The sequence below is a fragment of the Dictyobacter kobayashii genome (assembly GCF_003967555.1).
Lineage (GTDB): Bacteria > Chloroflexota > Ktedonobacteria > Ktedonobacterales > Ktedonobacteraceae > Dictyobacter > Dictyobacter kobayashii.
In genome coordinates this window covers 2089489-2110641 of sequence record NZ_BIFS01000002.1, presented here as the reverse complement: position 1 = coordinate 2110641, position 21153 = coordinate 2089489, and the positions used below count along the sequence as shown (strand labels likewise).

Genomic DNA, 21153 nt, shown 5'->3' with positions numbered 1-21153 from the left:
AGAATTGCATTCTAAGTAGTAGTAGGAACGAAACATTGTTCAGTGTGAGATGCATCAAGACATTGATGGGTAAAAGCAGCAGGAGTTTTCGGCGATGAAAATTAAATGCTTCTGGAACACTGAGACTGCCACCAGGCAACGTGCAAATGATTTCAACTCATAGTTCCGTATAGTAGTATACCACATATTTTATCTCTCGGTGCGTCAGTGAGTCAGTGGCAAAGTAAACCAGAAAGTTGAACCTGACTGTAGCGAACTATCTACTCCCACCTGGCCATGGTGCTGTCTGATAATTACCTGACTGATATATAGCCCCAGCCCCATACCAGCGGAGCCCTGATAGATAATCCGGTCCGGTATCTGGTAAAAACGTTCCCAGATGCGCATCTGCTCCGCCAGAGCCACCCCGGGTCCCTGGTCACTCACCTCTACCCTCACCATACGCTCATCACGACAGATTTTCAGCTCAATGGGAGCTTCATCGAAACTGTATTTAATGGCGTTACTGATATAATTCATCAAGACCTGTTCAATACGTCTTCTATCGGCAATAACAGGAAATGATTGTTCAGCCACAGATTCATTCAGAATAAGCGGATGTGAATTTTCCTCGCTCGCCATAGCGGTAATAACTTGCTTGACAAGCTTGGCCAGATTAAATAAGGTGGGCTGCAAATCTAAACGCTGCTCCTGGATATAGGAAACATCCAGGAGATCATCGATCAGCCGATGCTCGACGCTAACCTGCTGCTCCCCTCGATTGAGCATGGTAATCACTTGTTGAGCTACTACATTTGCCTGCTCGCTATCCTTTGCTTCCTGCGCATCATTAAAACGCTTCAGGCGACGCCTGGCGATCTGGATACAGGCTTTGATCGTGGCAAGCGGAGTTCGAAGTTCGTGGCTGGCCAGGCTAAGAAACTCATCTTTCTGCCGACTCACTTCGCGTTCAGCGACCGAATAAGCCTCTGCGGCGGTTCTGGCACGCATCAGGCGCTCACGTTCGATAACCAGGGCAATAAGCTTGCCAACCGCTTTTAGCAGGGTCAAGGCCTCGTGGAAAGGATAGATACGCTCAACATCGCTCCCATCAATACAGATCAGGCCGGGATAACCGCCGCGGACATAAAGCGGGGCCACCAGGACAGTTTTCATGCCACAGGTGGCCAGGATAGTAGCCAGGGCTGGCGATTGCTCTACGTCTATCAGCAGGGCCTCTCCGGCCTGCAACATGCTCAATTGCTCCTGATCAAAAAACTCAGATAGATGGTAACATGCTAATCGTTCATAGATGCTCGCCTGCTCACTGGCGCTACCTCCACTCACCGCGATAGGCTGAAAACGCTCGGTCTCGGCTTCGATGGTCAGGATACAGCCAAGCTGGCTCTCGAAAAGGTCACGGGTTAAGGCCAGCATATCGGCTGAGATCTGCTGGCTATTATTGCCAGCCGTATCGCTCTGGTCTGGAAATTGCGCCACCGCTTCAGCCATTTGCAAGAGTGTGAACAATGCCTGCTGCTTGCGTTGCTCTTGCTGATAGCGTAAAGTGACATCGCGCAGAATTAAGACCGCACCCAGCAGTTGTCCATTAGCGGCATGAATAGGGGCCCCACCAACATTGATCGTCAGTCCATGACCATCCAGGGCCGTTACCTGCACATCTTCATTGCCAGAGTTTTGCAATGTCTCGCCATGCAAAACGCGATAATGTGGTGTCTGCTCCAGAGGTAAGGGCTGCCCCTGATTGTCCCGCATGCGCACCGCTGCCAGGCGCTGCGCTAAGGGATGGGCAGTGAACTCTGGATCAAGCGAGACCAGGTGCATCAGGTCGCGGGCCGCTGAATTCATGCGCAAAATTTCACCATCTCGGCCCATCACTACTATGCCATCGGCAATAGCCTCAAATGTGACATCCATTTGTTGATTCAATTGCCACATCTGCTGTTCTGCCTCTTTGCGCTCCGTAATATTTTTTGCCACCCCATAGACCCTGGTGAAACCAGTTTCCTCATCCTTCATGCAATAGCAAACATCATGCAGCCAGTACACCAATCCGGATTTTGTAATAACGCGCCACTCCTGATCATCGGGCTCCCCCGCATGCATAGCTGCTATACGCGCCACTGCTCTGGGCAAATCGTCGGGATGGCAGAGTTTAATGACGTTCCAGCCCAGCAGATCTAATTCTTCCGCCGTGTACTCAATCAAATTCAAAAATGTGTCAGAGATCCATTCACGGTGCAGCTGCTCATCCGGCGTAATCTGATAGACGTAGGCATATTCAGCCAGGGAGCTGGACAGGTGTAGCACACGCTGCTGGCGCTCCTGTAAGCGGCGTTGCTCCAGTAAACGCTTGACCAGCGTCTCCTCTAAATCCTGGCGCAATTGATGGGGGGCCGTCATATCACGCACTACCACCAGGATACCGCTCAGTTGTCCCTGCTCATCTTGCAATGGTTTGCCGCTGATTTGCAAATACATCTCTTGCCCATCCAGGGCGGTTACACTTACAGTGGGGGCGACAGAGCCCAGCAGTATCTCACCCTGCAACAGACGCGCAAACGGCATGCTCTCGCCCGTAAAGAGTTGCCCTTGCGCATCACCATCTTGCTGACGACAAATAGACATTACGGTAGCAAAATCTGATGGAAATTCAGGCAGGACACGTATACAAAGATTCTGAGCGGCTATATTATATGACTCAATATAGCCCTGTGTATCCAACTGAAAAATAGCATCTGGAATCGCTTCCAGCAGCGTCTCAACCTCGCTTAAAATAGTGGTGTGTGCCAGTAAAGCATTCTCATGTTCTGCTACTTTATGTACACTATTCCCTGACTCAATGAATAATTGAGTATGTTCATGTAATGGATCTATTTGTGGAAAGGATTGTGATGTCTTTTGCTCCATAAACCGGGCGCCTCGTTACGTATCTCAATGCCAAAAGTATACCATTAAGGGAGCGAAAAATCTGCAAGAAATACTCGCCTCAATATATTGTGGATATAACAAGACGAAAAGCGCGGAAGAAAAGGGTATATTTTAAAGCCAGTTGGCCCGATTGGGAAGGCAGCTTACCTGAATTATACGATAAGGTATACTTATTAGAATGACAGTGCTTATAGCATTCGCTACACAACGATGTGCTTTATTGTAGAAGATAAAGGATGAGTATCATGGCAACTGTTATCTTACTTGGAACGCTGGATACCAAAGGTGTGGAATATGATTACTTACGCCAGCGCGTCCAACAATTAGGCAATGAGGTTATTCTAATTGATGCCGGCGTCAAAGGTTCTCCTCAAGTACAACCCGATATTCCCCATGAACAGGTGGCGCAGGCCGCGGGTGTGGATGTGGCCCAACTTGCGGCCGCTGGCGATCGTGGAGCGGCCGTAGCCGCCATGGCTCGGGGTGCCACCAGGATCGTGTTGGATCTCTTTCAGCAGGGTCGAGTACATGGTGTATTTGGCCTGGGAGGCTCCGGTGGCTCGGCCATCGTGTCCCAGGTTATGCGTGCCCTGCCGATTGGTGTGCCCAAGCTGGTAGTCTCTACCATGGCCGCCGGTGATACACGCCCATATGTAGGGGCTGTAGACATTACAATGATGTACTCGGTGGTAGATATCGCGGGCATTAACCGTATCTCCGAGCGTATTCTGACCAATGCGGCCGCTGGCATTAGTGGTATGGCTCAGGCCTATGAAAGTTTTAAAGCGGCCAGCAGCGGCAAGCCTTTAATTGGCGCGACCATGTTTGGGGTAACTACCCCCTGCGTGAATGAAGCGCGCAAATATCTAGAAGAACATGGCTATGAAGTGCTGGTCTTTCACGCCACTGGCACCGGCGGCCAGTCGATGGAGACCCTGATCAAAGATGGTTTTCTAGCCGGTGTATTGGATAGCACCCCCACGGAACTGGCCGATGAGCTGGTTGGAGGAGTGTTGAGCGCCGGTCCTGAGCGCCTGGAGGCTGCGGGAGCATACGCCATTCCACAGATCATCTCCCTGGGTGCGCTGGATATGGTCAACTTTGGTCCGCTGGATAGTGTGCCCGAAAAGTTCAAACAGCGCAATCTTTATAAACATAATGAGACAGTTACCTTGATGCGCACCACGGTTGAGGAAAATGCTGAGCTGGGCCGGATTATAGCCCGCAAGCTCAATCAGGCCAAAGGGCCGGTGGTGGTCTTTATTCCACTGCGCGGCGTCTCCCTGATTGATGTTGAGGGGGGTCCATTCTATGATCCACAGGCCGATCAAGCATTAATTGAGAATCTAACCAACAATTTAAATAAAGATATCGAAGTTCATAAACTTGATATGGATCTGAATGATCCCCGTTTCGCCCGCGCCATGGCCAGCCGGCTGGATGAATATGTGCAGACCAGGCTCAAACGGCCTGAACGAACCACTACCGCATCCTGATAAAGGAGGGAAGCTGTGAATAGAGCGCAAGCATTAGCAGGTCTCAAAAAAACGCTTAAGCAGGGAGGTATCATTGTAGGGGCCGGGGCGGGCACAGGCCTCTCTGCCAGGTGCGTAGAGGCTGGCGGGGTAGACCTGATCATCATTTATAACTCTGGTCGCTATCGTATGGCTGGCCGTGGCTCACTGGCCGGACTGCTACCCTATGGAGATGCCAACGCGATCGTGGTTGAGATGGCCAATGAAGTCCTACCCATTGTAAAAAAAACGCCGGTACTGGCCGGAGTATGTGGTACCGATCCATTTCGCATGATGCCCTACTTTTTGCGGCAGCTAAAGGAGATGGGCTTTGCCGGGGTGCAAAACTTTCCGACCGTCGGCCTGTTTGACGGTACATTTCGCCAGAACATTGAAGAGACCGGCATGGGCTTTGGCCTGGAAATCGATATGATTCGAAGCGCCCATGAACTGGATCTATTGACCGCCCCGTATGTCTTTAATCCAGACGAGGCACGCGCCATGGCCGAAGCAGGTGCGGACATCCTGGTGCCCCATATGGGACTGACCACCAAAGGTTCGATCGGCGCCCATACTGCGGTCACGCTCGATGAGGCAGTCACGCGTGTCCAGTCCATGCATGACGCCGCCAAAAAGGTCAATCCAGACATTATGGTCCTCTGCCATGGCGGTCCCATCGCAGAACCAGAAGACGCCGCTTACGTCCTCCAGCATACCAGAGGAGTGGTCGGCTTCTTTGGCGCATCCAGCATGGAGCGCCTGCCAACAGAGATCGCTATCACCGAGAATACACACCGTTTCAAAGCCATACAGACAGGAGAAAAACAGCATGGAAAAGCCCATTGATCCCCATAGTGTTCCAACGCAAACGTTCGATTGGGGCATTATAAAATGGCTGGTCAAACCTGAATACACACTGGGAACAGGTCTGACCTTCGGCGAAGTGATACTGCTACCAGGTAAAGGCCACGAACGCCACAATCATCCTGAGTCTGAAGAGATCCTCTATGTGCTCTCAGGCGAAGGTGAGCAGATGGTTAACGATGAAGAACCATTTACGATTAAAGCCGGCGATACCATTTACGTCTCAATTGGAGTCTACCACTCTACCATAAACACAGGCTGGGAACCATTGCGCTTGATCGCCCTGTACAATCCAGCTGGAGCCGAACGCGCCCTTGAAACAGCTCCCGACTTCCAGGAGGTGCCCGCAGGCCAGCTCGCAGGCTTACAACGCCAGGCTCAATAATCCTATAGGTTCGGCCCTCAGTGGCCGATTGCCACCCCGGTAGGGCGGCCCGGTATCCTCGCACGCGGCTGCTTGTCTCTGAGACCTCGGCCCACGCGGTGCCCAAACACGGATGTTGCTTTTGGGCAAGGCACCCCAACGCTGGGATACTGGGCCGCTGGGGCGGCAAGCGAGGGCAAGCTTCGCACTTACAGGGCCGAACCTATGCGCATCGCCATTCTTGTTACATGTTCGTGTGGGGAGGGTAAAAGGGGCAGGCTCCAATCCCATGTTTCTGAGCTCAAATTCATCTTATCTCAACGATATTGAGGACAAGACCCACACGTACAGATCATTGATGATTGGTGAATATTATTATTTATGCCTGGCGGATAGAGCGTTGGGATAGACCGATCAGGGCCAATACGATACTTAAAATTCCGCCGCCAATAAATGCCCAGGCGGCTCCAAAATGGTCACTGATAAAACCGGCTTCCCATAAACCAACGGAGACCAGGCTATTGGCTCCTAATAGGTAAATACTGTAGACGCGGCCTAGCTTTTCTGCTGGTACATGCGTCTGTAGCTGCATATCCCACATAATCTCAAAGAGACCATCTCCAAAACCAACCAGCACGCCTGCTCCCAGGAAAATAAAGGCGATCAGGATGGAGGATGGGGGTAGCGCAAACAACAAAAAAGCCAGGCCTAGCAAGATCAAACCACTATAAGCAACGATGCCGCGATGGCGAAACGGTAATTGTCCAATAAACATGGTCGAGAGCAGCGCACCTAAGGCCAGGGCCGAGCCAACGCCCCCGAACAACAAAATACCGTTCAGTTGCAGCTGGCTCTCTTTTAAGAGCTTGGGCAAAGCAATCTGATCCAGTCCGGCTAATCCTGCTCCAGCCAGGCTCACCAGTACAGTCGACAGCCAGATCCAGGGCACGCTCCATACATAGCGCAACCCATCGACAATATCCCTCCCAACATGCTGGAAAAGCGGCGTTTTCTGAGTTGCTGTATCAGCCATCAAGCTACTACTCTTGCCCTGCTGCCGCACCCCTGGCCGGCCCATAACAAACATACAAAAGGCTGAGAAAACAAAGGTCAGGGCGTCAAAGAGGAAGGCGCTTATAGGTCCTAGAACCGCAAACAATGCGGCTCCCAGACTCGGTCCAATCAGCTGACTGCCTTGCTTGCTTAAACCATTCATGGCATTTACCGATGGTAAGAGCTCTTTGGACTCTACCAGCTGCGGCAAAAGTGCTCGATAGGCCGGACCAAAGAAACCACGCACGGTACCAAAAATCAAACCGACCAGCATAACATGCCAGATCTGCAGCTGATGCAACCAGGCCAGCAGTGTCACCAGCGATACTAATAATGCCCTACCGCTATCCGCCCACAGAATCACGCGTCTCTTCGGAAGCCGGTCCGCGGCCACCCCACCCAGTAGCAAGAAGATGATGCGTGGAAGCTCTTCAACAATCCTCACCAGAGCCATCTGTTCCGCCGAACCAGTAATTATCAGCACTTCCCAGGCCAGCGCAATCCCAAACGCATCATTGCCCATAGCAGAAATAGTTTGTCCAAGCCAGAAAAATAAAAAAGGGCGTGATTTCAACGCCTGGAAAATTTGGATACGTTTACTCGTGTTGATACTCATAGCCAGCTTTCTACGTAAGCTACAAAGAGGTGATAACATCTCCAAATAACATTTTCACAAATAGTAAGACGACCTATGCAATAAAAAAAGAATAAGTAGTTAGAATTTGTTTCTCACGCAGATTGGGTAACAGTATTGCAAGCGCCCTATTAGCTCAACCAGGACATCTTGCTGGCTCGCTACAGCAGGGATTTTTACTGTTCGTCCAGAGATCCCGAGCAAGTCATACGATGGACATCCTTTCAGGTTTGGAGTGCGTGGTGGACGGCCGCGGCCATCCACCACACACACTCCACACACCCAACCCGGCGCCATAGGCGCCAAAGAGGAAATTTAAAAAGGCCTGTCGCACAGGTAAAAAAGTGGACATTTATACTGGTTACAGCGTCATAAATCTTAGGGGGCTTAGTGTAAAGCGTTAGTATTCTTGAACTTGCCTGCGCAGAAAAGGTGAAGTGATGACCCTTTTAAGACAAAAATATACACGCAGAATAACTATTGGCTTATTAGTTGGGATTATCAGTAGCGTTGTCTTTGTCATCTTCAAAACCCAAAACTCAACAGGATACGTCCTGCTGGGAGCTGCGCTGGGCATCCTATTTGCCGTGTCTCGTCGCGCATATCCTTTTGACTATATAGAGAGCATGTTGACAGCAGCCGCGCTCGGCATCCTGTTCTGGGTCTGTTTCAATTGTCTGTTATTCCCATTGCTCACTGGTCATAGTCCACCATGGACAGCGATGGGAATGCGCCAGTTGTTTCCGGAACTGGTAGCCTGGGTCTTGTATGGTGCTTGCCTGGGACTGTTGCTTGTACTCGGCAACCAGCTAGCTTTCCAGTTGCTGGGTCCAGAACAACAGAAGTCGCGGCCCACACAAGCGATTACAACCCGTATCGTCATTGTAGGCGGGGGCTTTGCCGGTATGACAGTAGCCCAACATCTTGAGCAAGCATTCGGGGCTGATCCAACGGTCTCTATTACGATTATCAGTGATACCAACGCACTGCTGTTCACGCCAATGCTGGCGGAAGTGGCGGGCGGCAGCCTGGAACCCTCCCACATCTGCAATCCGCTACGCACAAGTCTGAGGCGCACCCAGGTCATACATGGCTGTGTTACGCAGATTGATACTCAGCACAAACAGCTCACCCTGACAACAAAAACTCCCTTCTCCCAACCAGACACCATCACGTATGATCATCTTGTACTGGCAGTTGGTAGCATCTCTAATTTTTTAGAACGCGAAGATATTCGTCTGCATGCCTTGAGCTTTAAATCGATTGAAGATGCCATTCGTATTCGCGGCCATGCCATCAATATGCTGGAGTATGCCGATCGCGAGACAGATAAAGACAAACGCGCGGCCATGCTTACCTTTGTCATCGCCGGGGCGGGCTTCGCAGGCGCCGAACTGGCAGGAGCCCTCAACGATCTGCTGCGGAGCGCCCTGCCTTACTATCCAACTATTCAACAACATGAAATACGCATCTTGCTGGTCCATTCTCGTGACCACATTCTGCCCGAGCTAAGCCGCTCACTGGCAGATTACGCAATGACACAGATGGAGGCGCGCGGCGTCACCATGCGCTTGAATACCCGTCTGACGGGGGCGCATGCTGGAGGCGTCATACTCAACAAGGATGAAGAGGTAGGCACCAACACGTTAGTCTGGACGGCAGGAGTCAAGCCACATCCGCTGGTACAAACATTAGCAGCCGATCATGATAGCCATGGGGCCATTGCCGTCGATCAATACCTGGCAGTGCCCGCTTTATCTGGAGTATGGGCTTTGGGAGATTGCGCGCTGGTCAACGATGCTGTTACGCATCAACCGTGTCCACCGACGGCTCAGTTTGCCTTGCGTGAAGCCTATACCCTGGCCCACAATATTCATGCCGGTGTACACTATCAACCCCTCAAGCCATTTCACTTTAATGCGCTCGGTATCCTGTGCGTGGTAGGCTATCAGACCGCCTGCGCCGAGATCAAAGGTCTACGCTTCTCAGGCTTTTTTGCCTGGATATTATGGCGTGGCATCTATCTCTCTAAGCTCCCCGGACTGGAACGTAAAATACGGGTTCTAAGCGATTGGATTATCGAGATTTTCTTTCCACGCGATATCGTACAAACCATCGACCTGGATGAGCGGCCAACTACTATCATGGAGATAGAACAGATAGTGCCACCAATAACAGGCAGCCAGCCGAGAGGATAGCATTAAACTATGCGCTACACACTTGTGCAAAACCTGCTACTCAGCAGCGTGATTGGGATACTGGGGCTATCTGTATTCTCAGGGCCACCCCTGTATCAATTGCTCCCTGGCTGCTTATTGTTCTGGGTGGACTGTTCGGGCTGCTCTTCGCAGCTTCGATCGGGCGGCGAATTTTACATCCAGGTTCTGGCTTGATCTGGGGTCTGGGTTGCGCATTCCTTCTCTGGCTCATCGAAGCGGTAGGGGTACGATCCATGCTCGCAGAAACTAACCAGATGCCTATGCTCGACCTGGCACGCTTGCATTTTCCAGAATTGGTCTCATTCCTGCTGCTTCTGGGCGCACCCCTGGGACTGCTTACCGGCTGGTGGAATAGTCATCAGGTGGCCCATTCCCCAACGACCCACACCTATCTGCGAGCCATTATTGTTGGTGGACTGGCCGGACTGGTTGGTGGCTGGGCTTTCAGTAGCTGGTTTGTGCAGAATAATGCGTTTATAGTGATTGCAGGTATCTTTAACTCGCATTCCTTAACAGTCGGTACACTTCTTCATTACACCATTGCCATCGTCATTGGAGCCAGTTTTGGACTGCTTTTCCAGCATGATGTGCTCAGCCCTGGATCAAGTATCTGCTGGGGACTGGCCTATGGTCTCTTCTGGTGGTTCTTAGGACCACTAACCCTGCTACCAACCATGCTCCACCAACCAATTCATTGGTCCTATCTCTATGGTGCAAGCTTCTTTGGCTCATTCATTGGTCATGCCGTTTATGGTATCTGGCTGGGCCTGGTCTATGCCTTGCTCGATCGGCTATGGGTCAAGCTCTTCATTACATCTGATCCACTCAAACGCGAAATCGAGGGAGCAGGGGTCCACACACTGCTCTCGCTATTATGGGGAGCGCTAGCTAGCCTGGCGGGAGGCCTGCTTTTTAGCCTTATCATGCTAGCCACTGGCGTCCTGCCGCGCCTTGCCAGCTTGATAGGTGCATCATCACCATTTCCTGGCTTTATCGTCCATATGATAATTAGCACAATCATTGGCATGAGCTATGGAGTATTGTTTGAGCACGAAGCCACAAATGTGCAGGCCAGCCTGATCTGGGGCACCCTCTACGGCCTGGCGTGGTGGTTTATTGGTCCCTTAACTATCCTCCCGCTTCTATTAGGGGTGCCAATCACCTGGACCATGCAGGCAGCGAACATCCTGTTGCCATCGCTGCTTGGTCACATTTTGTATGGGGGATTAACCGGAGTGATTTTTCTCTACTTACAACGTCGTCACATGGATTGGCTCCTGATAGATCCACGTCTCGCGGCACGCGAAGAGAGGCTACTCCGACCTGGCGGCACGCCAGCACCAGCGCTATGGCTCTTTGTGCTTGGGTTGGGGATAGTATTGCCTATTATTTTAGGCTAGCAATGATTATAAGAAATGTGGCATAGATCTGGATCTCCCTTTATAGCTAACCATCACTTATATGGAGATCCAGATTGAAATAACAAATAATAATGAAGATTAAAACTCGCTAGCCACGTCCAAAGAATTCGTCATAAGAGAAGCCGTTATGGATTTCAAGTACAAAATCAGCGTCTCGCTCTTGTTTTAGTACCCAGCGCCGTTCACCAAGCTCCACAAAATGGCGCCGCGCATCAAAGACCTCGATCGACTTGCCACGCTCTTCCACATCCCTCACCCGTGCCCGAGCGCGTCGAATATCCAGGTCAGCCACCACAAAAATTTTCACAATGGATTGGGCATAAGCGCGAAAAAATTGTTCACAGCGAATTGGATAGAGGCCTTCAATCACCAGATTCTGGTTGGGCTGTAGATGCATGGCTTGATGGCCAACCCGACGATTAGCCACAAAGCTATAGCGCGGAATCAACGTCTCCCCATATTGCAGTAATTCTTTAATGTTTTGTCCCAGGGTATGAATATCATAAGCTTCTGGGCTCTCCCACTGGGGCGCGACACCATATATTTCATCATGCTCAATCGTGATCGCATCCTCATCCACAAAATAGTGATCCATGGAGAGAACGGCCGCATTGAGATGATGTGCCAATTGCGTTGAAAAGGTAGTTTTGCCAGATGCGGCTGGTCCGGCAACCAGATACACCTGTGCAGGTGGCAAATCCTCTATGCGTGTAATCACGGCAGGCATACGTAACATTGTCACTCCTCCACTCTCGAAAAGCAATTGTAAACGCCATTCTAATTATTTATCTAAACGTGTTTGATCCCTATGTTCTTCGCACACTCTGTCCATACGCATTCACACCCGCGATGCTCATACAGAATTTCTTCTTTGTTGCAAAAATTGCGCCAGGCGCAATTTTTGCAACAAAGAAGAAAAAAGGTTCGGGCGCGCATGCGCATGTCCGCAAAGAAACGATTTGATCTCCATAGGCATGGGAATCAAATACGCTCCGACTGTAACAGCCAAAATTATTAAGTTAATATTAATAAGTGTAAATCCAATTTAACAATTTTACCCAACAATAGGGCTTTTGTCTATGTGGAGATAATAATTTCTATTGACTTCAACAGGAAAATATGTTAATTACAATTATTAATAATTACGTTTATCGATTAACTTGCAGCAGCTTCTACAAGGATGAAGGAGCTTTATGACCACTATTTACGATATCGCCAGGGCAGCGGGCGTGACAGCGACGACCGTTTCCAATGTACTTTCAGGCAAAGGCTCGGTTAGTTCAGCCACCCGCGCCCGCGTTATGCAATACGTCGAGGAACTTCATTACAGTCCTAATCTGGTTGCGCGCAGCTTGATTAAGGGAAGGACCGGCGTATTGGGCCTCGTTTTCCCATCTATCGATAATCCTTTCTTTGCTGAAATGACCGCGGCCATGGAATGCCTGGCCTATCAGGCAGGCTTTCGCGTCTTTGTCTCTACATTTTCCAGCGGTGATCAGACGGGGCAAAAGATGCTGCGAGATCTGGCCTTGCGACGTGTAGATGGAGTAATTATCTTCTCCGCGGCCATTACGCTTGACATTATTCAGGCCATGGAACTGCCAAATTTACCGATCATTTATTGTCTGGAAGAAGAGATGCAGCCTTGCCCTTTTCCAGCTATTTCCTATGATTTCTTCGAAGGTGGTCGCCTGGCAGGTGAACACCTCCTCTCCCTTGGACATCGACGTATTGGTGTGATCACTGACATGACCGATGAAGGTCAACTATGTCATAGGTCACGTATAAAAGGCTTGCAAACGGCCCTGGCTTCCTACGATCTTACGCTTGATACCGACCTAATGAAGAATGGACATTCAAATGCGGAAACAGGCAAAGCCGTAGGCTATGAGTTATTAACCCATCCCAATCGACCCACAGCGGTATTTGCCACCAACGACATGATGGCCATGGGTCTGATGACAGCCGCCTGGGAGTTGAATATTCAGATTCCCAGGGATCTCTCCATCATTGGCTTTGATGGCATTGCCATTTCACGCTTTACCACTCCACCACTGACAACTATTAAAATTGATATCGAGGCCCTGGCAGCAGAAGCAATAAATCTCCTGCTGCATGAAATCAAACATCCAAATTCACAAAATTCGGTTGTGCTCCCGGCAACGCTTGTTCAAGGCGCATCTACGGGACCACTTCTTCTATAAAACTACTTTGATGAAAGGAGGGTGCAATTTTTTACCCCTTCAGCCTCGTTTCTATCTACTGTTTTTCGCTTATGATCGGCTCACTCGTATAGCTCTCACAGCCTGGCTCCCCGCCAGTTCGAATCAGAGCTCATACAGCTTAAATGTAAATCGTACAACCGTATATCCTGTCAAACTAACGCTGCGCTGGCATAGAAACTAATAGCCGCTATCAATGGCTATCTATTGTGGAAAGAAAACGTTATCTACTGTTCAGGCAGGTTTGAAACCATTACATGGGTCAAAGTTTCAGAAAGTGAGGTTCATGATGAATCGCACCAGCAATCGCTCTTCGCGTAAGATAAACACATCGCTGCGGGGTATCTTATGCTTACTGGCACTCTTCTCAGTTGCGCTGAGCGCCTGCACCGGGGCAGGTCCCAATCAAAAGATTCAGCTCACCATGTGGTATTGGAACCGCTCAATTGATGATTCGCTCATTCAGCAGGTAGGGAGAGTATTTCCTAATATCGATCTGCACGCCGAAAAGATTACCGATTACGACAGCAAAGTCAGGACATCCATGGCTGGACATCACGGTGTTCCTGATATACTCGGCATCAACTCCAATATCGCCACCTATTTTCCGGATGAAGACCAATTTGTCGATCTACGTACCCTGGGCGCGGACTCCATCAAGTCGCAGTACCTGGACTGGAAATGGAATCTGGGAGTCGCCCCAGGTGGCAGGCTGATCGCCCTGCCGATGGATACAGGTCCAACCGCCCTCTTCTATCGCGCGGATCTCTTTGCCAAAGCGGGCTTGCCTACTGATCCTCAAGCAGTTACCAATCAGCTTAAGACCTGGGATGATTATATTCAGGCGGGCCTGAAACTAAAACAAGCCACAAATGGCAAAGTGTTTATGTTTGATAACATCAACAACGTCTTTAGCCAATCGGTCGGCCAACATGCGCTACAATATTTTGATCGTTCGGATCACTATATTGGGACCCAGGATATCGTGAAACAGGCCTGGACACTGGCCAATCAGGTCAAACAAGATGGTATCAGCGCGAATATTGCGAACTGGACCACGGAATGGAATGCAGGCGTCAGCAATGGCACCATCGCTTCATTTGTCGGAGCCGTCTGGATGAAGCAGATATTGCAGGATGCCGCGCCCAATACCAAGGGCCAGTGGCGCATTGCACGCAATCCAGGTGGAGATGGCAACTCGGGTGGTTCATTCCTCGCTGTGACCAAGGCCAGTGCTCATCCACAAGAAGCGTTTGAAGTGGTAAAATGGCTCGAAAACCCCACCAATCAACTGACCGCCTACAAGTCACTCCAGCTATTCCCTTCAACCCTTAGCACCTTCGATCAGCCTGGTATGAACTCTAATGAGGATTTTTATGGCGGCCAGGACACCAACCAGGTCTTCTCGGTGGCAGCGAAAGATATTCCTCGCTTCTACTTCAATGCTTACAGCGATATCGTCGCGGGAGCTTATAGCGATCAATTGAGCCTGATAGCCCTGCAGAATAAAAGCCCCGATCAGGCCTGGAATGACGCTCAAACAGAAATCCAGAGACAACTGTTACGGTAATCATAGCCTTTGATCCAAAGAAGGAGGAAAAAGACATATGAGTAGTGTCAGTCCAGTCGCTGTATCCCAAAGCGGCACGCAGCAAAATACTGTCGTTAAGCCCAAAAGCAATTTCCGCAAATACCTCCCTATGTATTTGTCAATTGCGCCATACTTCATCATTTTCCTGGTATTTAGCATCGTACCAACCATCTTCTCGCTCTACCTGGCCTTCCAGCAATGGGACGGTATTGGTAAGATGACCTTTATCGGTTTTAACAATTTCACCTTTGCTTTCAACGATCCCAAATTTGGCACCGCCATCCTCAACACCTTCGAAATCTGGTTTATGTCAACCATCCCCATGCTCTTCCTGGCATTGATTATGGCCTTCCTGCTCAACCAGAGGACACGCTCCAAGTTTGCTTACCAGATCGCCTACTTCCTACCAAACATTACCTCAATTGTCGCAATTACCCTGATCTTCAATTCATTCTTTGGCGCCCAGTTCGGTCTGTTCAACACTGTGTTGACCGCCCTGCACCTGCCAGCCGTACAATGGCTCAGTGATTTCTGGGCCATGAAATGGGCGATCGCCCTCCTCGTCATCTGGCGCTGGGTCGGCTATAATTCCCTGGTCTATATGGCTGGCCTGCAAAGCATTCCCACCGATTTCTATGAGGCTGCGCGCCTGGATGGAGCCAACTCAATCAACATCTTTTTCCGCATCACCATCCCACTGCTACGACCGGTTATCCTCTTCACCGTCATCTCCTCCACCATTGGAGGCCTGACCCTCTTTACCGAGCCAAAAATTCTCTACACAGATAATGGTGGCGTCGGTAACCAGGGCTTGACGATGTCGCTGTATCAATACTGGCAATCTTTCTCCACATACCACTATGGCTACGGGCCGCCGTCAGTTGGATCATGTTCTTTATCCTGCTGGCCTTTACTTTCGTAAACTGGAAAATCGTGCAGCGCGGTGATAACTAAGACGAAGGAGTCGATGCGATGAAAGATTATGGTACACGTACACAACGGATCATTACCCATTTGATCCTGTTAATATTCTTGCTGGCATCGGTCTTTCCATTTTATTGGATGATCGTGATGTCGACCAATACGACCAGTGATATCTACCGTATTCCACCCAAAATTATCTTTGGGGACCAATTATGGGTCAACATTTCACATGTGCTCCAAAATATTGATTTCCTGACCAACTTTGGCAATACATTGCTGATCGCGGTTAGCGTCACGGTACTGGTGCTCTTCTTCTGTTCAATTGCTGGCTTCACTTTTGCCAAATTTGAGTTCCCCGGCAAAAAAATTCTGTTCGTGATTCTGTTGGGCACGATGATCATTCCAACCGCAGGTTCGTTGGTCGCTTCCTTTGTGATCATGGCTGACCTGGGCTGGATCGGCACCTTCTTACCCTTGATCATTCCTAGCATGGTGACCGCTTTCGGCATCTTCTGGATGCGCCAGTATTCGCTTTCAGCCATTCATACCGACCTGATTGATGCAGGCCGCATCGATGGCTGTAGCCACCTGCGCCTCTATTGGAGCGTTGCCCTGCCAGCGCTCAGGCCGCGCTGGGCTTCCTGGGCGTAATTACCTTCATTAATGCCTGGAACGACTACCTGTGGCCTTTGATTGTGCTCAATGATCCCAGGACCTATACCCTGCAGATCGCCCTGGCACAGTTAAATGGCGTCTATGGTACCGACTACAGCATGGTCATGGCGGGTACTTTGATGTCAACGATACCATTGATCATCATTTTCTTCCTGGGGGCACGCCAGTTCATCGCGAACATCTCAGCTGGAGCCTTGAAGTTCTAAGGCTTGAAATTTTCTAGAGCCGGCAGATTGCTTCATAGCAGCATAACGCCCGGGCAGAGTAACTTCTGTCCGGGCGTTATAGCAGCAAGGCTACTTTTTGTGTGAGGAAGCCTTCTTATCGGGATCAGGCAGGACACTGTGAATGGCTTTTAGAATTTCATCAATATCAAAAGGCTTGTAGACAACCGGTATCCCTTTATCCTCTAAGACAGATTCCTGCTCACGTACTTCATTTAAGGCGGCTGTACAGAGAATGATCGGCACGGCCTTGGTGGGCGGGTACATACGCAGTTTCTGCATCATTGTCCACCCTTCTTGCTGCATGCCAATTTTTAGATCGAGAATCACAAGGTCCGGCTTGAGTCGCTCAACATCTTCAACATTCTCCATCGTTTCCACTGAAGTTAAGACTTCATAGCCTTCGCCTTCAAGGAGCATGCGAAATAAGTCAAGAATAGATTCGTCATCGTTTATCACCACGATACGGGCAGACATACTTATAGCCTCGCTTCTCAGCATTTAGAGAAATATACTATTAGTACCTTCAAATTAAAAAGACACAATGTAGTATATCACACATATGTTCTACCTTTTCACAACTAAAGCAAGGCGTGAAGGGTGCTAAGAGCGATTTAGCTGGCTAAAAGTATCCAGTTGTAAGCCCATATATGCTACTATCTATAACTAATTTCCGCTAAAATTTGCCGCTGAGTTTCGAGAAGCCCCAGTCTAGCAAATTCGACACATCCAGGTTGCGCTGGGCTTCATCGGTACTATTTAAGATCGCCCCTACTATATAGTGTCCATCGCGAGCGGCGGCAAAGGCCAGGCAATAGCCAGCGCGACTGGAATGCCCTGTCTTCACTCCCAGCATACCAGGATAGTCAGTGAGCAAGCCATTAGTGGTCGTCCAATGATATTTGCGATGGTACATGGTTGGCGCGAGATCATAAGAGGTTTGCTGAACGATAGTGGCAAAGGTACTATTCGCCATGGCATATTCAGCTAACTTCGTTAAATCCGCCGCGCTGGTCATACTGACATCGCCATCGATCGTCAGGCCATCGGGGTCCACAAAATGGGTCTGGGTTAGCCCCAACACGGCAGCCTTGCTGTTCATCATTTGTACAAAATTGGGGGTAGAGCCACCAACATAATCGGCCAGGGCGGTAGCAGCATCAGCCCCGGAAGGCAACAATGCGCCATACAAAAGATCCCTGACCTTAATGATATCGCCTACATGCAATTGTGCGGTACTGGCAGTGCCATCCGCCGTACGATCAACCGCGTCCTGTGGAATTGTGACTTTTTGGTCGAGTCCTACGTCTTCAATTGTCAACATAGCTGTCATAATTTTTACCGTACTGGCCATCGGGAGGACCTGAGTCCCATTGACGTTAGACAACACGGCATTAGTATTGCCATCCACCATATAGATTGCCGAGGCCTGGGATTGCGGCATCATGCCTCGCGGCGTCGGCGTGGGTGTCGGAAGTGGTGTTGGCGTCGGTTCCGGAGTTGGTAAGGGAGTGGGAGTAGGCTCTGGCGTGGGTGTGGGAGTGGGATTCAATGAACCCAGAGTGTCCATAATCTGAGCATTGATAGGAGTAAATGTAAAAATATAGCACGTAGACCCGAATAGTAAAAGAATTATTATCAGTACAACGGCAAAAACGCGGCGCTCCATGCACAGGCTCCTGTCTAATATTTATTAGCAGAAAAACATTTATAGGTATCCAATAGTAGTATCGAATGAAAGGATAATTTGTTAACAGTTAATACTATGAAAAAATTACTGGCTTCTATCTGGAATTCTGGGCTCTAAAAGGCTTTTTTACACTTACCTTACTGGACATTTATATATCCTTAATTATGTTAATAGGTAATTAAGGCCATCAAAATCTATATTTCTATACATATCAACGCGTTTCATGGTATTCTAACAATGTTCCTACGACGACCTGAACAACAGGCCATGCGGCATAGCCGTGTGGAGAGGAACCCCGCGTAGCGGGACCGGAAGTTGTCTACTCGAAGTGAGGAAATATTGCAAGTAAACCATTACCTTAAAAACTTTTTACGTTTGGAGAAATCAAAACAGTCGAAGAAAAATCGTTTAAATGTAGTTATGGGAACCTTAAGTATACTTGGTGCCACATTGGGTGTAAGTCTAGCAGCTCCTAATATGGCATACGCAGCACCGGCTACGGCACATACGGCCACTACGCATACAGCGCAGGCTGTTACCAGTTGTACTAACTCCTATAAAGTAGTAGCAGGTGACACATTAAGTCAGATCGCCAAACGCTACACTGCTAGCTGGTTGACGCTAGCATCCATTAATAGCATTACCAATCCAAATCTCATTTTTATCAACCAGAAGATTTGTGTTGACAATGCGACAGCCGCCCGCACAGCTTCTAAGAAAGCGCCAGTTGCTCCAGCAGCTCCGACACCGGCCCCGGTCGTTCCGACACCAGCTCCGGCTGTGCCGACACCCGCGCCCGTCGTACCAACGCCAGTTCCGGCCGCTCCACCAGCCGCCGCTCCTGCGCCTGCAGTTGCTGCAAGCTCCGACATCAACGGAATGATTGATGAGATCTTCGGATCCTATGCGGCGGGGGCCAAACATATTGCCGCGTGTGAATCAGGGATGAATCCTGGTGCCACCAATGCTTATTCAATTGGTGGAAGCCACGCCGCAGGCCTGTTCCAGATCCTGTATCCGAGTACGTGGGGTACCACCTCGCAGGCTGGAATGTCTCCTTATGATGCCAGGGCCAATATTATTGCTGCCCACGACATATTCGTGCGCGATGGCTATAGCTGGCGTGAGTGGACGTGTCAATAAGGTAGATTACCTTTGACAGCATTAGATGTGTTAATTTAAGTTTTTAGACAACTCCGTTAAATTGACGTCCACAAAAAGAAGAAGCTCCGGAAGTTTTTCCGGGGCTTTTTCTTTTTGTTTTTGCGTGCGGGCGCTGACGTGCCCGAACGGTTTTAATATGTTGGCCACAAATGCGCTGTGCGCATTTGTGGCCAACATATTAAAACCGTCTATACAAGCATACCGAAACCTTATTGCTACAAGCACATTAAAATCTCATTTTTGCACTTGAACAGCAATAAGGTTTATTTGCCAGAGGTGTTTTCTACTTCGAGAGGCTGCTCTGCTGCTGGTTTGGGGGCTTTTTTCTGTTTGCGGGGCCTGTCAGTAGCTGCAGGGCGGGGCGTCTCTGGTACCTGGGGTAATTTCTGGGCATTCGCTACGGCTTCTGGACGCGGTGTCTCTGGTATCTGAGGCATGGAAGTTACAGCTGCGGGAACTTTCTGCGCGGACGTTTTCTCCTGAGCTGAAGCGGCTGGAGTTGGAAGCGCTTGCTGAGCCGCTTCACGAACAGCCTGCTTCTGCGCAGCCTTTTTCTTCTCCTCGGCCTTTTTCTTTTCGGCTTGCCTCTCTTCGTACCAGTGTTTACCATCAAGCAAAGTCCGATATGTCTTGTAGACTAAGGGACGATAAACCAGATCCTGCGTCTCTAATGAGCGCATGGCATAGCCACCAAAACCGCGTTTGAAATTATAGACTCCGTAGAGCTCATTGCCCTCTTCGAGCACATCGGGTATGCCACGTGAGTTAAAATACCAGCAGCCATGGGACTTCGCCCAGAGGATACGCTGCCATTGCAATAAGTAGTTGACGCGCATCTCGCGTGATTCATCAGAGGCGGCTTCGTACATATTCCAACTCCAACGTCCCAGGCGAACCACGATCGCGGCCGCGATGATGCGATTATCATATTCAGCAATCAGTAGCGCTGCGTTATCTTTGTACAGGCGCAAGAAATTCTCGTAGTACTCTTTATTGAGTACCATAAACTCACTACGCTCACCTGTCTCACAATAGATACGGTAAAAAGCGTCGATGCCGGACTGCTCGTGGCTTTCACGAATAACAACACCGGTGCGTGCGGATGTACGGATATATTGTCGTGTCTTTTTATGCATTTTAGACATCAACTCTTGCTCGTCGGCACGGATATCTGTCACCCACTCATGGCGTAAATGATGAGCATAGGGGATGGAGCGAAAGCCATAATGGCGGAGCGCATTCAGCCAGGTTCTATCATCGTCAGGTACACCTGGCTCTACCTTTAACATACAGGCGCCACGCTTATGCGCCTCAGCCTTGACGAAATTAAGCAATAATGTCATGGCTGGCGAAGCAGGATCTTCCACAATAGGGCCACGCGGAGCGTAAAAATAAGGGACGCGCAGGGCAGGCACGGTAGATACGAGCACAAGCATAACAGCACAAAGGGAACCATCATCCTTCACCACCCCAACGTGCAACGAATCGGAATGGCGCTTACTCATCAGCTCGCCCCACTCATAGGTCTGGGTGAGATTACATAATTCGGACGCCGCCACAAAGTCATTCCATTGCTGGCGATCAGTAATGATTTGCGCCTTCATTTTCTCTATCCTTTTCTTTTTGTCGTTATAACCATCAGAAATTTTACTGAATGAGCTAT

The 21153-nt window shown here is 49.7% G+C and carries 16 protein-coding genes and 1 pseudogene; 10 read left to right on the top strand and 7 right to left on the bottom strand.

All coding sequences use genetic code 11. The features are described 5' to 3' along the window. Window positions 1-204: 204 nt before the first annotated feature. Window positions 205-2910 carry a PAS domain-containing sensor histidine kinase gene (locus EL645_RS35630; protein ID WP_126557162.1) on the bottom strand — a complete coding sequence of 902 codons (2706 nt, stop codon included), beginning with the start codon at window positions 2908-2910 and terminating at the stop codon, window positions 205-207. Window positions 2911-3176: 266 nt separating this feature from the next. Here EL645_RS35630 and EL645_RS35625 point away from each other — a divergent pair, with 266 nt between their 5' ends. The 3 genes from EL645_RS35625 to EL645_RS35615 are packed head-to-tail and all read left to right on the top strand — an operon-like array spanning window position 3177 to window position 5694. After that, entirely contained in the window at window positions 3177-4427 is a 1251-nt protein-coding gene (locus EL645_RS35625; RefSeq protein WP_126557161.1) for a Tm-1-like ATP-binding domain-containing protein, read from the top strand. Between the two features lie 15 nt (window positions 4428-4442). After that, window positions 4443-5291 (top strand): phosphoenolpyruvate hydrolase family protein, encoded by an 849-nt coding sequence (locus tag EL645_RS35620; protein ID WP_126557160.1) that lies wholly within the window; start codon window positions 4443-4445, stop codon window positions 5289-5291. Further along, a complete protein-coding gene (locus tag EL645_RS35615; RefSeq protein WP_126557159.1) occupies window positions 5275-5694 on the top strand; it encodes a cupin domain-containing protein in 420 nt (139 codons plus the stop codon). Before EL645_RS35620 ends, EL645_RS35615 begins: the two co-directional genes overlap by 17 nt. Window positions 5695-6052: 358 nt before the next feature. On the opposite strand, the gene EL645_RS35610 is transcribed toward EL645_RS35615, so the two are convergent. Then, a complete protein-coding gene (locus EL645_RS35610; protein ID WP_161977967.1) occupies window positions 6053-7342 on the bottom strand; it encodes an MFS transporter in 1290 nt (429 codons plus the stop codon). 458 nt (window positions 7343-7800) lie between these two features. On the opposite strand from EL645_RS35610, the gene EL645_RS35605 reads away from it, so the two are divergent. Continuing rightward, entirely contained in the window at window positions 7801-9558 is a 1758-nt protein-coding gene (locus EL645_RS35605; RefSeq protein ID WP_126557157.1) for an NAD(P)/FAD-dependent oxidoreductase, read from the top strand. A gap of 254 nt (window positions 9559-9812) precedes the next feature. Further along, the gene (locus tag EL645_RS35600; protein ID WP_126557156.1) at window positions 9813-10979 is read left to right on the top strand and encodes a hypothetical protein; all 1167 of its coding nucleotides are present in this window, start codon (window positions 9813-9815) and stop codon (window positions 10977-10979) included. Window positions 10980-11088: 109 nt separating this feature from the next. Here EL645_RS35600 and EL645_RS35595 read toward each other — a convergent pair whose 3' ends face one another. Continuing rightward, complete coding sequence (locus EL645_RS35595) at window positions 11089-11736, bottom strand: uridine kinase family protein (protein ID WP_126557155.1); 648 nt, start codon at window positions 11734-11736, stop codon at window positions 11089-11091. A gap of 457 nt (window positions 11737-12193) precedes the next feature. On the opposite strand from EL645_RS35595, the gene EL645_RS35590 reads away from it, so the two are divergent. The 4 genes and pseudogenes from EL645_RS35590 (at window position 12194) to EL645_RS35575 (ending at window position 16618) form a co-directional block, all read left to right on the top strand. Beyond that, complete coding sequence (locus EL645_RS35590; protein WP_126557154.1) at window positions 12194-13204, top strand: LacI family DNA-binding transcriptional regulator; 1011 nt, start codon at window positions 12194-12196, stop codon at window positions 13202-13204. Between the two features lie 304 nt (window positions 13205-13508). Then, the gene (locus EL645_RS35585) at window positions 13509-14792 is read left to right on the top strand and encodes an ABC transporter substrate-binding protein (protein ID WP_246035690.1); all 1284 of its coding nucleotides are present in this window, start codon (window positions 13509-13511) and stop codon (window positions 14790-14792) included. 37 nt (window positions 14793-14829) lie between these two features. After that, entirely contained in the window at window positions 14830-15735 is a 906-nt protein-coding gene (locus EL645_RS35580; RefSeq protein ID WP_218032209.1) for a carbohydrate ABC transporter permease, read from the top strand. 50 nt (window positions 15736-15785) lie between these two features. Then, window positions 15786-16618 (top strand): annotated as a pseudogene (locus EL645_RS35575) (carbohydrate ABC transporter permease). 90 nt (window positions 16619-16708) lie between these two features. Here EL645_RS35575 and EL645_RS35570 read toward each other — a convergent pair. Both EL645_RS35570 and EL645_RS35565 read right to left on the bottom strand, forming a co-directional pair. Further along, a complete protein-coding gene (locus EL645_RS35570; RefSeq protein WP_126557153.1) occupies window positions 16709-17113 on the bottom strand; it encodes a response regulator in 405 nt (134 codons plus the stop codon). A gap of 199 nt (window positions 17114-17312) precedes the next feature. Continuing rightward, on the bottom strand, window positions 17313-18305 hold the full coding sequence (locus EL645_RS35565; protein ID WP_161977966.1) for a D-alanyl-D-alanine carboxypeptidase family protein: 993 nt from the start codon (window positions 18303-18305) through the stop codon (window positions 17313-17315). A 498-nt stretch (window positions 18306-18803) separates the two neighbouring features. On the opposite strand from EL645_RS35565, the gene EL645_RS35560 reads away from it, so the two are divergent. Continuing rightward, window positions 18804-19469: a LysM peptidoglycan-binding domain-containing protein gene (locus EL645_RS35560; protein WP_161977965.1), complete on the top strand. Its 666-nt coding sequence runs from the start codon at window positions 18804-18806 to the stop codon at window positions 19467-19469. A 30-nt stretch (window positions 19470-19499) separates the two neighbouring features. Here the strand turns inward: EL645_RS35560 and EL645_RS39790 are convergent, their stop codons facing one another. Continuing rightward, the gene (locus EL645_RS39790) at window positions 19500-19667 is read right to left on the bottom strand and encodes a hypothetical protein (RefSeq protein WP_161977964.1); all 168 of its coding nucleotides are present in this window, start codon (window positions 19665-19667) and stop codon (window positions 19500-19502) included. A gap of 86 nt (window positions 19668-19753) precedes the next feature. Continuing rightward, window positions 19754-21094 (bottom strand): lipid II:glycine glycyltransferase FemX, encoded by a 1341-nt coding sequence (locus EL645_RS35555; RefSeq protein ID WP_161977963.1) that lies wholly within the window; start codon window positions 21092-21094, stop codon window positions 19754-19756. Window positions 21095-21153 lie beyond the last annotated feature (59 nt).